At 48.1% G+C, this 13,146-nt stretch carries 15 protein-coding genes; 8 read left to right on the forward strand and 7 right to left on the reverse strand.

Going from position 1 to position 13,146, the window contains the following annotated elements; all coding sequences use genetic code 11:
- From RIF36_RS22930 to RIF36_RS22965, 8 genes are all read left to right on the forward strand, one after another.
- On the forward strand, nucleotides 1-446 hold a 446-nt coding region (locus tag RIF36_RS22930), incomplete at its 5' end, for a hypothetical protein (RefSeq protein WP_350149660.1).
- Between the two features lie 33 nt (nucleotides 447-479).
- Nucleotides 480-974, forward strand: a complete 495-nt coding sequence (locus RIF36_RS22935) for a hypothetical protein (RefSeq protein ID WP_350149661.1) — start codon at nucleotides 480-482, stop codon at nucleotides 972-974.
- A 312-nt stretch (nucleotides 975-1,286) separates the two neighbouring features.
- On the forward strand, nucleotides 1,287-2,339 hold the full coding sequence (locus tag RIF36_RS22940) for a ThuA domain-containing protein (RefSeq protein ID WP_350120511.1): 1,053 nt from the start codon (nucleotides 1,287-1,289) through the stop codon (nucleotides 2,337-2,339).
- 79 nt (nucleotides 2,340-2,418) lie between these two features.
- A complete protein-coding gene (locus RIF36_RS22945) occupies nucleotides 2,419-2,607 on the forward strand; it encodes a hypothetical protein (protein ID WP_350072018.1) in 189 nt (62 codons plus the stop codon).
- A complete protein-coding gene (locus tag RIF36_RS22950; protein WP_350120508.1) occupies nucleotides 2,604-2,864 on the forward strand; it encodes a type II toxin-antitoxin system death-on-curing family toxin in 261 nt (86 codons plus the stop codon). The genes RIF36_RS22945 and RIF36_RS22950 overlap by 4 nt, the downstream gene beginning before the upstream one ends.
- A 227-nt stretch (nucleotides 2,865-3,091) precedes the next feature.
- A complete protein-coding gene (locus RIF36_RS22955) occupies nucleotides 3,092-5,071 on the forward strand; it encodes a hypothetical protein (protein ID WP_350120505.1) in 1,980 nt (659 codons plus the stop codon).
- 24 nt (nucleotides 5,072-5,095) lie between these two features.
- Nucleotides 5,096-6,229, forward strand: a complete 1,134-nt coding sequence (locus RIF36_RS22960) for a YncE family protein (protein WP_350149663.1) — start codon at nucleotides 5,096-5,098, stop codon at nucleotides 6,227-6,229.
- A gap of 146 nt (nucleotides 6,230-6,375) precedes the next feature.
- On the forward strand, nucleotides 6,376-7,653 hold the full coding sequence (locus tag RIF36_RS22965; RefSeq protein ID WP_350120499.1) for a serine hydrolase domain-containing protein: 1,278 nt from the start codon (nucleotides 6,376-6,378) through the stop codon (nucleotides 7,651-7,653).
- A 58-nt stretch (nucleotides 7,654-7,711) separates the two neighbouring features.
- Here RIF36_RS22965 and RIF36_RS22970 read toward each other — a convergent pair whose 3' ends face one another.
- The 7 genes from RIF36_RS22970 to dapB form a co-directional block, all read right to left on the reverse strand.
- Nucleotides 7,712-8,035, reverse strand: coding sequence for a putative quinol monooxygenase (locus RIF36_RS22970; RefSeq protein WP_350120496.1), 324 nt, complete (start codon nucleotides 8,033-8,035; stop codon nucleotides 7,712-7,714).
- Between the two features lie 2 nt (nucleotides 8,036-8,037).
- Nucleotides 8,038-8,817, reverse strand: a complete 780-nt coding sequence (locus tag RIF36_RS22975) for a glutaminyl-peptide cyclotransferase (protein ID WP_350120493.1) — start codon at nucleotides 8,815-8,817, stop codon at nucleotides 8,038-8,040.
- A 112-nt stretch (nucleotides 8,818-8,929) separates the two neighbouring features.
- Nucleotides 8,930-9,340, reverse strand: coding sequence for a DoxX family protein (locus tag RIF36_RS22980; protein WP_350120490.1), 411 nt, complete (start codon nucleotides 9,338-9,340; stop codon nucleotides 8,930-8,932).
- Nucleotides 9,341-9,462: 122 nt separating this feature from the next.
- Complete coding sequence (locus RIF36_RS22985) at nucleotides 9,463-9,912, reverse strand: SRPBCC domain-containing protein (protein ID WP_350120487.1); 450 nt, start codon at nucleotides 9,910-9,912, stop codon at nucleotides 9,463-9,465.
- A gap of 68 nt (nucleotides 9,913-9,980) precedes the next feature.
- Complete coding sequence (locus RIF36_RS22990) at nucleotides 9,981-10,976, reverse strand: 2-hydroxyacid dehydrogenase (RefSeq protein WP_350120485.1); 996 nt, start codon at nucleotides 10,974-10,976, stop codon at nucleotides 9,981-9,983.
- Between the two features lie 181 nt (nucleotides 10,977-11,157).
- Nucleotides 11,158-12,249, reverse strand: a complete 1,092-nt coding sequence (gene lepB / locus RIF36_RS22995; RefSeq protein ID WP_350120482.1) for a signal peptidase I — start codon at nucleotides 12,247-12,249, stop codon at nucleotides 11,158-11,160.
- A gap of 162 nt (nucleotides 12,250-12,411) precedes the next feature.
- The gene (dapB, locus tag RIF36_RS23000; RefSeq protein ID WP_350120479.1) at nucleotides 12,412-13,146 is read right to left on the reverse strand and encodes a 4-hydroxy-tetrahydrodipicolinate reductase; all 735 of its coding nucleotides are present in this window, start codon (nucleotides 13,144-13,146) and stop codon (nucleotides 12,412-12,414) included.

The following is a 13,146-nucleotide window of genomic DNA, read 5'->3' on the forward strand; positions in this document are numbered from 1 at the left end:
GAAAATTATTTGTCCAACATGGCAAAATGATTAAATATCATCATTCCGGGTTTGCACAATATTTTGAGGAGGAAACAGTAGTTGAAATTCAGGAGGGTAATCTTATGGATCGCCAGCATTTTGTGAATGGCTATCGACCTGACGATACTGGCCTTCCAAGTAATCCCGACTCAATAATGGCAGAAATTTATAGTCGGATCAATTGGGACGGTTTACCAGGGTTTTCGAAAGACTATAAAGTATTTGTGGATCTAAAAATGGGTAAGGTTGATAGCCTCACAATTATTCGCAGTATTGCTCCCGGACTATACGTTCAGGAGGTTCAGAGAGTATTGATTAATTTTCCCCAGCTTCGAAAGTTCTATTCAAGAGGTGAACCTTTATACGAAAGCTACATACTCCCAGTGATTTTCAGTAATGAGCAACGAAAACGATTTGCTCGCTAATTCTCAGTTGTCGACCATACCTAGGCGCATAACATGCTGTATCAATTAACTCTGATTATTTTCTTTATAACTGTTGAGACCCCGACAACGGAACTTCCTGACTGGGCGTGCAAGCGTTTTGTTCAATTCTCTGAGAGGTTCGACATCTACGATCAGATTGAGCCAGCATTTATCGAGCTTGACCTTGATGACGACCAAACAAATGACGTGGCGATTTTTGTGAGAGAAAAGTCCATCAATAAAACAGGTATTCTATTTCTGTTCGACGGTGATGGAGAACGGTATTTTCTAGCTGGAGCTGGTGACTCATTTGGAGCAGGTGGCGACGACTTCGAATGGGCTGACAAGTGGGAAATCTTTCTAAAGTCGAAAACTCATCAAACAACGTTTCTTCCAAATGGAGACATCGATGGGACAAAAACAGTTGAACTTAAGAATCCAGCAATTAGCATAAGAGAGAATGAGGGGTCTGGAGGCCTCATCTACTATGACGGAAGCAGGTTTATCTGGATACATCAAGGCGATTAAAGCTCGCTAACACAGCGGTAAACATGAATGTGGGCTTCATCGGTTGTCATTGTCAGTTGGTTTGGATTGTCCGCCACAAAGTATAAATTTATCAGCGGCGTGGCTAACTGATAGTGGAGACAGAAGTGCATAACATTCCACCACTCATGTTAGTGAGGCGTCAGCAGCATTGTCAACTGACAGTAACAACCCCGACCAATCTATACCGCTTTTCACAAAGCTTTTTGTAGGCATTCTGTAATCCTTTAACTTATCTTTATTCCTGGCAAATGCCGGATGTCATTAGCATGACCCTATCTTAAACTACGTATAATGAAAAAAATCAATTGGATTGTTGCAGTCGTACTTCTGGCCACGGCTTGCGGCCCGGCCAACAAGGAAGAACAGGCCAGCAACGAAGAAGCTGAAGCTTCGAAACTCAAGGTGCTGATCGTTGACGGTCAGAACAACCACTACATCTGGCCTAAAACCACCATGATGATGAAGGACTACCTGGAGGAAACCGGTCTCTTCGAGGTAGACATCCACCGCATGGATTCTGTATGGCTGGGCATCAAATACAACAAATCACGTCCTGCAGCCTACGAGTACTATATCCAAACCTATCCGCTGGATTCAACGGCTTACGACATTTCTAAAGGGCCGGTGAAAACCTCCCGGTTTTCGATCGACTTCACTCAATACGATTTGGTTGTTTCTAACCTGGGGGCAGAAAGTCCAAGGTGGCCCGAGGCTACAGAAAAGGCTTTTGAAAAGTATATGAGCGAAGGCGGTGGACTGATTGTGGTGCACGCCGCCGATAACGCCTGGGGCGATTGGGAAGAATATAATAAAATGATTGGCGTGGGCGCCTGGGGTGGTCGTGACAGCATCACGGGCCCCTATGTATATTACAACGATGCCAACGAACTTATCATTGATCCTTCCGCAGGCTTTTGTGGATCGCACGGTGCTGAGTACGAATTTCTGCTGACGACACGTGCCCCCGAGCATCCCATCATGAAAGGTTTGCCTGCTGCATGGATGCACACCCAGGATGAGCTGTATGAGCGCATGAGAGGGCCATGGGAAAACGCCACCGTGCTGGCTACTGCCTATGCCGACGTAGAGGGCAATTCGCCTCCATGGAACCCTAAAGTAAAAGGTATGGGACAACATGTGCCCCTGCTGATGGCCATGAACTACGGGCAGGGCCGGGTGTTCCATACAGCATTGGGCCACTTCGACTACTCCATGGAATGCGCAGGCTTTATCACCACGCTACAGCGGGGTGCAGAGTGGGTGGCTACAGGTGCGGTTACCCAGGCAATTCCAACAGATTTTCCTTCTGAGGAAAAGGTGGCCGTAAGAAAATGGGATAAATAGAAACGACGGGCGTAAGTGTCTTTCGTTACCTTGAGTTCAGTGAGAGGCAAGTTTCACGGCGTTTTCGTAAATTTGAGTTATGAGCAGAGAAGAAGTAAAAACAGCCATTCAAGAGCTCCTGGATAATTCCTCTGAACAAGTGCTCAATGAGGTTTTTGAATACTTGAAAGCTACAGAAGGAAAGTCTTCGGAAGCCGTGTCTCTTTCCAGCCATCTTCGGACTATCCTGACTGAAGACAAGGAACTGCTGGAAAGACTAGCCCAATGATTTCAGAGCAGGAAGTTCTTGGAATTCACTCGATCCTGATTGAACGGTTTGGCGGATCAAATGGAGTCCGGGATGTAGGGCTTTTACAATCAGCGCTGGGTCGGCCTTACCAAACATTTGATGGTGGAGAACTTTATCCTACAGCAATTGACAAGGCAGCGGCAGTTCTGGAAAGTATCGTCAAAAATCATCCATTTATTGACGGAAACAAGCGAACTGGATATGTGCTGGTCAGGCTTCTGTTAATGAACGAATAAATGGATATTTCTGTCAGCCAACAAAAGAAGTATCAATTGGTGATTGCCGTTTCGACTGGCAAGCTGACTTTCGAACAGATCAGAGACTGGCTTAAAAGGAACTCAAAGTAAGCGAAGCAGGAATAGATATACCCGCTACGCCAGCCAACGACACCGCCATTTGTCCCATTCTATCATGGTCAGTACTTCACTTTTTGCTACATTCAACAATCAATCAAACCCAACCTATGAAAAAGTTTATACTCCCCTTTGTAGCCCTGTTCCTTAGCGCAGGATTTCTGCAGGCCCAAAAGCTGTCTCTTAAAGTCAGTTCAGAGAATGTGTCCATGAAAATCGGCCAGTCGATGCAGCTGGATGCTGTGGTGGTAGATGCCGCCGGAAAAAAAGTAGCAGACCGTGACTTTATTTTCTATTCAAGAAACCAGCGTGCTCTGTCTGTAGTAGACAGCACCGGAATGGCTACGGCCATCAGGCACGGAGAATATGGTGTGGTAGTGATAAGCCCGGGCGAGCCCATGCTTAGAGCGAACATTACTGTCAATATAGCGCCCGCACCTATAGCCAAGGTAGCCTTCGGGCCAATTCCTGACAAGATCTATGCTGGAGTGAACGTACCACTTACGCTGATAGTGACGGATGAAGCCGGATTTGAACGCCCGGAAGTCGCTGTCTCGCTGAAATCGTCGGATGAAAGCAAGGTCGCTGTTGCGCCGTTCTATAAAATAATTCCCCGTGAAAAAGGTAAAGTGACCCTGACGGCTTCAGTTGGCGGTGTGCAGGGAAAGCTGGAGGTGAATGTAATGGAAAATCCCATTGCAAAAATTGATCTGAAAGCCGACATGACGGAAGGCAGATCGGGTGACGTATTTACATTGACTGCCGTGGCGATGGACAAAAGCGGAAATGTGGTCAAAGACGCACCCATCAATTATTCATTTACCGGTGAGTCGTATGATGTGTCGGCGGCGCCGTCGGGTTTAATGACAAAAGAAGGGAAGTTTGTAGCCGATCAGCCTGGCCTCTATGTGTTGAATGCTACCTGTGGCCCGGCTGCAGCCTCTGTCACTGTGAGCGCTAATAACCGCAATATCTCACGGAAAATCGACCTGGTAGGTCAGGGTTCTGTCAACAACAAGCACACGTCTGATTTTTGGATTTGGGAGGGGGTTGATGGAAAAGACTACGCCGTAACAGGTACATGGGGTGCTGATGGCACAGCCTACTTCTGGGACGTAACCAACCCAGCCAGCATGCAACTGATTGACTCGGTGAAAGTAGATGCCCGTACCGTGAACGATGTAAAAATCTCGGAAGATGGGAAAATCTGTGTGATCTCAAGAGAAGGGGCTTCCAACAGGAAAAACGGCCTGGTAATTATCGACGTGACCAACCCAAGGGATGCGAAGGTTATCTCTGAGTTTTCTGAAAACCTAACGGGAGGGGTACACAACGTATTCATTTACAAGAAGCATGTTTATGCTTTGAGCGCAGGGAGAAAATACTACTCGATTAATATTGAAGACCCCGCCAAACCGAGAATTGTAGGGGAATTTGAGCTGGATACGCCCGGTCACGCCATCCACGATGTGTGGGTGCATGATGGCATCGCTTATTCTTCTAACTGGGACGACGGCGTGCAGCTGGTGGATGTGGGCAATGGCATTGCCGGTGGCTCTCCATCGAATCCGGTGCAGTTTGCCAGCTATGCCTATCCAAGCGGATCGAACCATGCGGCGTTCCCTTACAAAGACGAAAAGACGGGCAAATTCTACGTCATTCTCGGCGACGAAGAGTTTCCTTACGGCCTTGATCCCGACGGACGTAAACCTGGCAGGGCAGCAGGCTTCCTCCATATCATTGACTTCACAGACCTTAAAAACCCCAAAGAGGTGGCCTGGTTTCAGGTGCCGTTTGCGGGATCGCACAATTTCTGGATAGAGGGCGATGTGCTCTATGTCGCTTTCTACAATGCTGGTGTGCGGGTGGTTGACTTGAGCGGCGAGCTGCTGGGCGATTTGAACCGCCAGGGCCGTGAGATTGCCTGGATAGTGCCAGAGGATCCCGATGGTTATATTGCCAATGCGCCATTTACCTGGGGAGCGCAGCCGCACAAAGGCCACATTTTCTATTCCGACTGGAATAGCGGCTTGTGGTCGGCCAAGCTGAGACCAGTGGTGCCGGAGAATACCAAGATACAAACTAAGTAGGCTCACGCTTTGCATATGAACACTATGATTAAATCATTCCTGCTGTCAGCGGCCATCTTCTTCGGCTTCAGCGCAGGTGCGCAGAATTACTATGTGTATGTCACTGCGGAGTCGGAGGATGAAGTAGCGCTCATCAAATTTGACGGAACGAAGGCCACAGTAGAAGAGACCATTGCCGTGGGTATCTGGCCGGCGGAAATTGAAGGGCCTCATGGCATCAATGTAAGTCCGGATGGAAAGTACTGGTACCTGTCGCTGGCACATGGTAACCCTTACGGCACGCTCTATAAGTTTTCCACTGAAACCAACCAGGTAGTCGACACTGTCAGGCTGGGGCTTTTTCCGGCCTCTTTGCAGGTGTCAAAAGCGACTGGTCTGTTGTACTGTGTAAATTTCGACCTGCATGGCGACATGGTGCCCAGCACGGTGTCGGTGGTAGACCCGGAAGAAATGATCGAGATCGATCGCATAGAAACCGGGGTCATGCCACACGGTTCCAGGATCTCTTCCGACGGGATGTACCACTATTCCGTGGGCATGATGTCGGGTGAGCTTTTTGAGATTTCAACAACTAAGCTAAAGGTTACCAGAAAGCTGAACCTGGACGGAAAAGAGGAAGAGCCAAAAATGGCCAGCATGGGTGGTATGGATCACGGTGCCATGGATCATTCCCAAATGGGACATTCTATGATGGCTGCTGGCGGCGAGAAGATGTACCATAGCGCTGTTAAACCCACCTGGGCCATTCCCCACCCGACAGAGAGAAAAGTGTATGTGGCTGGCAACGGATCGGATGAGATACTGGAGGTGGACCTCGACAAATGGGAAGTCACCAACCGTTTCAAAACAGGGAAGGCTCCTTACAATGTGGACGTGTCACCAGATGGCCGTTGGATGGTAGCCACCTACAAAGGCAGCGCCGAGACGGGTGTTTGGGACTTGAAAAAAGCGAAAGAAACCGCCAGAATAAAGAATACCCGCAATGTGTCGCATGGCGTCTCCATTTCATCTGACAGCAAGTATGCTTTTGTTTCCGTGGAGGGAATTGGGGGCGAGCCCGGCACCATGGATGTGATCGATATCAAAAAGGGCACCAAGGTGGCTTCTGTAGACATGGGCAAGCAAGCCGGTGGGATTATCTTTTGGAAAATGGAATAGCTTAGTAGACCATAGGTATGCTAAAGTTAAGAAAGGGTCAGTTGCTGATCCTTTTTTTATTTTATAGCGACCCGTATTTGGTGGGCTAGATAAAAACCTTCACTATCTTTAATCAATTAGATTATTCAAATCCTACTCCACCTACTATGAAAGCTACCAAATACCTTTTCGCAATACCTCTCCTTTGTTTTATCGCCTGCAGCACTCCCAAAGAGGAAGCAGGTGTTGTTGCCAATAATGAAAAAGCCAAAGCACGACTTGATTCTACGCTCAATAGCCTGGTAGAAACAGGTATGGTGGCGGGCGCTTCTGCGCTGATTTTTGAAAAAGGTGAAGAAGTATACTTCAATGCCTATGGATATGCTGACCGGGAGGCCAAAGTGCCCATGGACAGAAACACCATCGCCATCATTTATTCAATGACCAAACCGGTGACGGGTGCGGCGCTGATGACGCTTTACGACAAAGGCGCCTTCCAGCTAGATGAGCCACTGTCGAAATATGCTCCGGAGTTTGCGGACATGCAGGTGTTTGCGGGGATTGACTCTGTTTCCGGAGAAATGATTTTAGAGCCGTTGGAACGCCCCATCACCATCAGGGACATTACCCGTCATACAGCGGGTTTTGCCAATAATCCCAATATGCCTGGCTTGGGCGACGTATTGAGGGCAGTTGATCCTGCCAACAGAGAGAACACCCTCGTGCAGATGGCAGAAAAGATGGGTACCATCCCGCTGATGTTTCAACCGGGCACGCAGTGGGCCTACGGGCCTTCGGTAGACGTGCAGGCTTTTCTGGTAGAACGGCTGTCGGGCGTGCCCTACGGAGAATACGTGAAGAAGAACGTGCTTGATCCTCTGGGAATGAACGAGACCAGGTATTTCGTACCAGAGAGTGATCGGGAGCGGATATCGGCTATATACAGAAAAAGTGAGGATAGGACGCTCACTCAGCTACCCGATTCGTCCGCCCATTCTTTCAATATCAACCAATGGGCGCTTACTCCGGGCGGCTTTGGTCTTACCTCTACCGTGGACGACTATATGCGGTTGGCTCAGATGTATGTGAATGATGGCACACTGGATGGAGCCACTATTCTAAAGCCAGAGACGGTAAAGCTCATGGCCACTAATCACCTCGATGAAAATATCAAGGAGCGCATGTGGCTACCCAGCAAAGGACAGGTCGGCTTTGGGATTGACTTTGCTGTGAGGTTACGTCCACCAGCATCAGCCGATGAGAACCATGGCATTGTCGGTGAGTTTTTCTGGGATGGCGCTGCTAGTACCCTGTTTTGGGTGGACCCTGTGAACGACCTGACGGCAGTGTTGTTTGTGCAGATATTTCCTTTTGCTGGCCAGGTGCACAAGAAGTTCAGGGACGCGGTGTATGGATCTTATGTGCCAGCACCTGCGGGTAAATAGAACAAAATGCTTTGTTCGCTGCTTTTACAATTGGTGGAAGCAGTGAACCTGTGCGTGATTACACGCCCAATCCACCCACTACTTCCCAAACAATACCCTTCTCAGGCATCCCGTCCAGCAGCGGCATGGCTTTGGCAATGGCGGCTCTCACACTTTCCAGTTTCAAGGAGTTAGCATGATCCTCTTTTGTTTCCCAAACCTCCGAAATGAGTATGGAGTCTTCGTTGTCAGGGTCTTTGCCAATAAGATATTGCAGGCAACCCGGCATGCGGGTGTCAGCCTGTGCGTTTTCCATTAGAATAGCGATGAGTTCATCGCCTTTGCCGGGCTTGGCCTTCAGCTTTCCGAATAAGCCATACTTTGTTTTGGTTTCAGCTGCCATGTTTATTCTTCCAGTTTGAGTGCGTAGATGGTGGGCCAGTACTTACCCGTGACCAGCAACGACTTGGTACCCTCATACCAGGCAATGCCATTGAGTACATCCACTTCAGGGTTTTTGATCCTGGCTTGTTCGGCCAGGGCGGAGAGGTCGAGAACGCCTGCTACCTCACCATCGGCAGGATCAATTTTCACAATGGAATTGGTTTGCCAGATGTTGGCGAAGATATATCCGTTTACATATTCCAACTCGTTGATCATGGTTACGGGCTGGCCCTGGTAGGTAACAGGAAGTGTTTTTATGACTTTGAGGGTAGCGCTGTCAAGATAAAACAGGCTGCTTTTACCGTCACTCATAATCAGGTCTTTGCCATCGTGGGTAAGTCCCCAGCCTTCGGTTTCATAGGTGAACTCATTCACTTTTTCGAAGGTGCTCAGGTCGTAAACAAAGCCCTGCTTGTTCTTCCAGGTGAGCTGATACACTTTATTGTTCAGGATAGTAATCCCTTCGCCAAAATACTCTTCAGCCAAATCCACCTTCTTTTCCGGCTTGCCTGTTTTGATATTAAGCACACCAAACCATGAGTGCCCTTCTTCGCCGGTGCTTTCATACAGTTTGCCATTGTGCACAACAAATCCTTCGGTGAAGGAGCCGGTATCATGAGGTAATTGGCTGTGGATTTTAAAGTCTATTCTATCCGACGTAGCTTCTTCCTTTTTGTCGGTTGAAGTACAGGCCGCTGCCAACACGGTAATGATAAGCCAGGAAAAGCTTTTGTAAGTCATATAGTACAGTCTACTTTTCCTGGCAATTTAATTACTTTACTTTCTCTATAGGAGAAAAAAAGGCCCAACTTTTCCAGAAGAGCAGTTTCTTGAAGAAGCGCTGGTCTCCATATTACTTTGCTGCAATCGGTGCTTTTTTTGATCTTCCCCAGCCCACAAAAAAGGCCAACGCCATAAAGACCAGATTAAAAGCAATGCCTGAGTATTCGCCTCTACCGGCATGAAACAAGGCAGCCAGCAGCATGACGATGACCAGCCCCCAGCCAGCGTATGCTGTGAGTATAGGCTTGATACGGGTGAGGGCAGGAAGGATTAAACCCAACGCCGCTGCAAGCTCAGAAGCACCGATGAAACGGACAAGTGCGGCCGGTATATCGCCAGGCCACACCATCTGGGCAGTCAGGTCGGAAATTGGTGTCGTAAGTTTCATAAAACCGGCCATGCCGAAAGAAAGGGCAAGGAGGACTTGTACGACCCATAGTGCGACATGAAGAGCTTTTGAGGTTTTTTGTTCTGTAGCCATAGTATTTTGCAGATGTTTCTTTAATGAATGTACATACATTGATAAGAAAAAACATCTTTTATAAAGACTTACTTACACTATACTTCAGGATAGTATGGCCTCAACTGTAAAAAAAACACAATTTACGCCTCCACAATGCCTTTGATCTGCTCGAGAATGCCAGCCCATCCTCCTTCATTCATTGTGTCATCATACCGTTTTTGCCCTTCAGCCACCGATGAGTAGTCTCCCTGGGTGACCGTGAATTCGGTGCTTCCACCTTTCTCCACTAGCCTATAAGTAACGACAAGGTGATTTTCAGGCAAATCGGGGTAGGTGCCATTGGGATCGAACGTGGTGTAGGCAAGTGTTTTTCCTTTGTCTATGCTGACCACCTTTCCGGTGACCGCCACCAATTCTTGCCCGTCAAACACGCCTCTCCAAATGATTGAACTCCCAGGCACCCAGTCGGTCACAGGCTCGCAGCCAAACATGTATTTTTTGGTGTGCTCAGGGTTGACAAGGGCGTCCCACACTTTGGAGGCGGGTGCAGCAATAATAACAGTGTTTTTGATGATCATTTCTTTGGGCATGAAGCAACGGCTTTAGATGAAACATAGGACAAAGAAACGTGGTCTACTGACAACCCTATGTCAGTGGCTCAGCTAAGTACCTCGGGGTTGATGATATAGGGAACCTTGCCAGTCTTGTAGAATTCGATAATATTGACGGCCGCCATTCTCGACATTTCATTTCGGGCATTCACCGAAGCAGAGCCAATATGGGGCAGCACTGCCACGTTTTCCATTTCGAGCAGAGGATTGTCCGATTTCATGGGTTCGGGGTTGGTTACATCAAGCCCTGCTCCCCAGATCATGCCTGCCTTCAATGCTTCGATGAGGTCGGTTTCATTATGAGTGCCACCACGGGAAGTATTGATAAAAATAGCCGAAGTCTTCATTTTACCGAAGGCTTCCTTATTGAATATACCTCTGGTTTCATCGCTGAGTACGCTGTGCACAGAGATAACGTCACTTTTCTCCAGCAACTCATCGAAGCTCACTTTTTTGGCTCCAAAGCGTTTTTCTGCTTCTTGGTTCTGGCTGCGGTTGCAGTAAATGATCTCCATGTCGTAGGCACCATGACACCGTTTGGCCATTTCCATGCCGATAGCCCCCAGACCAAAGATCCCCAGCGTTTTCCCTTTTTGCTCCAGGCCCAGGTTGGCTTTTGGCTGAAAGGCACCCCATTCGCCTCTGCCAATGGTTTTATGCATGTGAAAGAACTTGCGGCTCACTGCCAGCATCAGACCGAAGGCAATGTCGGCAGTGGCATCGCTCATCGCTCCGGGCGTATTGCCAACTGGGATACCTGCCTTGATCGCAGCCGGTATGTCGATGTTGTCGTACCCTGCCGCAAACTGTGATACAATGTCGAGATGGCTGCACTCCTGAAAGAAATTTGCGTTTAGTTTGTCGGCGCTGAGGGTAACGATGGCGTGCATTTGGTTTCCCTTCTCGATCAGCTCTGGCTGCGTCATCGGTACCTTCCCCGGCCACACCGTTACCTGAAATCCAGCCTCTTTTAGCATGTTGATTCCGAGATCTGGAATCTCTCTGGCTACAAGTACTTTGGTTTCGTGGATCGGTCTTTTCATAACAACTTGATGGAGTTTAATACAAAGATAACACCCAAACCGGGTTTATAGGTTTTGAAGGCTGCTTACTGATGTAACAAATGACAGGGTCTTTTCCGTTAGCCTACCCTTACATAAAAAAGGGCCACCCCTAAAAAAGGATGGCCCGTATTATCACGCCTGGGAAGTTTCTACAATATAGTTAATCAATCAGATTGAAGAACCTGCGCCACCTGATTTTGTTCAGGAAGCTCTCCTGTGCATCAAGTGATAGCCAGATGAAGGCAGCTTCACCCACCACGTGGTCGGCAGGCACAAACCCCCAAAAGCGGGAATCTTCAGAGTTGTGGCGGTTGTCACCCATCATGAAGTAGTAGTCCTGCTCAAACGTGTAGTCCGTCACTTCCTGCCCGTCAATATACAGTCTGTAGTCTTTTACCTCAGCATTTTTATGGCCTTCGTAGTCAACAATGGTGCTGCCATACTTGGCAACGAGCGTGTCGTTCAGTTGAAGCTTCATCCCCTCATAAGGGATTTCAAGAGGGCCCCAGTTGTCGGCATTCCAGGGAAAATAGTTGGCATCGGGAAAAATGCGTGGGTTGGGCTGATCAGACGGCATCAAGGTGCTTATCACATCTTCTATAAAAGGTTCTGCCTTCAATAGTTCGGCGGTGGCTGGGGTAGTATGCACCAGATAGCCACCCTGAAGCTGGTTGTGCTCTGAGATTTCGTATTTCGCAAATACCCTGTCGTTGATCCTTTGATCAGTTTTTATAAAGTACCTGTATTGCATCAGTTCCGGGTTTTCACCCTTTTCGCCGTTCACGTACACTTGCCCTTCTCTTACTTCCACCACGTCGCCATGGATACCAATGCAGCGCTTGATGTAGTGGGTTTTCAAATCGACAGGATGCTCGAACTCGGGTGGATAGTTAAAAACAACCACATCGTTTCTTTCCACCTCGCTAAAAGCAGGCAAACGGTACTGAGGTAGCTGTATCCAGTCGAGGTAAGATGGGACGTCGGTTCCCCAGATTTTAGCGTGCGTTAATGGTATTTGAAGTGGAGTAGCCGGCGTGCGGGCACCATACGATACTTTGCTCACAAATAGAAAATCACCAACCAAAAGAGACTTCTCCATGGAAGGGGTGGGGATGGTGAAAGCTTCCATGAAAATCCACCGGATGAGCGTGGCGGCTACCACTGCAAAAACAATGGCGTCTAACCACTCTCTCAGAGGAGATTTTTTCACTTGCTCCTTTTCTTCCTTTTTACCAAAAAACTTCAATTTCATTTGAGTATAGTTTGCTTTCAGCGGCCAAAGGGAATAGCAGACACCGTTTTGAGCCTAAATTTGATGGTTTACATGCATGTTCATGCTCTCTGGGTGTGCCTTTCCTTATGGCTATTTCATCTGTGTCTCTAATTTATTCCGGGTATTCGCCCGCAATAATAACTAAAATTTTTCACCTTCTTTTGACCCCATCAAATCATCCATGCCTCGCACTCCTTTTTTGTTGAGCAGCCACTCCGCAGCCACTACAGCGCCAAGAGCAAAGCCTTCCCGGCTGAACGCCGTGTGTTTGATTTCTATTTCGTCGATTGGCGATGTGTAGTGTATGCTGTGGGTGCCTGGCACGTTCGTCATTCTGAAGGATTCGATACCTAGCACACCGGGATTATCACATTTATCATTGATCAGTTTGGTGAACTCAGGGCGCTCTTTTTGGATGCCTTCTGCCAGCGTAATGCCTGTGCCGCTCGGAGCGTCTTTTTTCTCTGTGTGGTGAATCTCCTTTAGCCCTACTTTGTACTCAGGGTAGTCTTGCATTAGCCTGGCTAAGCCTCTGTTCAGCCGAAAAAACAGGTTGACGCCAAGGCTATAATTGGAAGCATAGAAAAAAGCTCCATCATTTTTTTGGCAGCTCTCCACCACCTCATCCCATTTGCCAAGCCAGCCAGTTGTGCCACACACCGTAGGAATGTTCACTTCCATCAACGAGGTAATGTTTTTTACTGCACCTTCCGGTTGGGTAAATTCTATGGCAATGCTGGCGCCGCTGTCCTTTACAAGCTTTCCAACATTCTCCACCTGGTTTTCAAGTGTGCCTGCAATCTCGTGGCCACGTGAAATGGCTATTTTTTCAATGGTCTTACCCATTTTTCCATAGCCAACTAAAAATATCTTCAT

It is taken from the genome of Imperialibacter sp., assembly GCF_040222815.1.
Classification (GTDB): Bacteria; Bacteroidota; Bacteroidia; order Cytophagales; family Cyclobacteriaceae; genus Imperialibacter.

Coding starts and splice junctions, on each gene's coding strand:
- lepB (WP_350120482.1), bottom strand. CDS start 12,249: ATGAAATTGAAGTTTTTTGGTAAAAAGGAAGAAAAGGAGCAAGTGAAA.
- RIF36_RS22985 (WP_350120487.1), bottom strand. CDS start 9,912: ATGCCCAAAGAAATGATCATCAAAAACACTGTTATTATTGCTGCACCC.
- RIF36_RS22945 (WP_350072018.1), top strand. CDS start 2,419: ATGAGCAGAGAAGAAGTAAAAACAGCCATTCAAGAGCTCCTGGATAAT.
- RIF36_RS22990 (WP_350120485.1), bottom strand. CDS start 10,976: ATGAAAAGACCGATCCACGAAACCAAAGTACTTGTAGCCAGAGAGATT.
- RIF36_RS22935 (WP_350149661.1), top strand. CDS start 480: ATGCTGTATCAATTAACTCTGATTATTTTCTTTATAACTGTTGAGACC.
- RIF36_RS22970 (WP_350120496.1), bottom strand. CDS start 8,035: ATGGCAGCTGAAACCAAAACAAAGTATGGCTTATTCGGAAAGCTGAAG.
- RIF36_RS22955 (WP_350120505.1), top strand. CDS start 3,092: ATGAAAAAGTTTATACTCCCCTTTGTAGCCCTGTTCCTTAGCGCAGGA.
- RIF36_RS22965 (WP_350120499.1), top strand. CDS start 6,376: ATGAAAGCTACCAAATACCTTTTCGCAATACCTCTCCTTTGTTTTATC.
- RIF36_RS22980 (WP_350120490.1), bottom strand. CDS start 9,340: ATGGCTACAGAACAAAAAACCTCAAAAGCTCTTCATGTCGCACTATGG.
- dapB (WP_350120479.1), bottom strand. CDS start 13,146: ATGAAGATATTTTTAGTTGGCTATGGAAAAATGGGTAAGACCATTGAA.
- RIF36_RS22960 (WP_350149663.1), top strand. CDS start 5,096: ATGATTAAATCATTCCTGCTGTCAGCGGCCATCTTCTTCGGCTTCAGC.
- RIF36_RS22940 (WP_350120511.1), top strand. CDS start 1,287: ATGAAAAAAATCAATTGGATTGTTGCAGTCGTACTTCTGGCCACGGCT.
- RIF36_RS22950 (WP_350120508.1), top strand. CDS start 2,604: ATGATTTCAGAGCAGGAAGTTCTTGGAATTCACTCGATCCTGATTGAA.
- RIF36_RS22975 (WP_350120493.1), bottom strand. CDS start 8,817: ATGACTTACAAAAGCTTTTCCTGGCTTATCATTACCGTGTTGGCAGCG.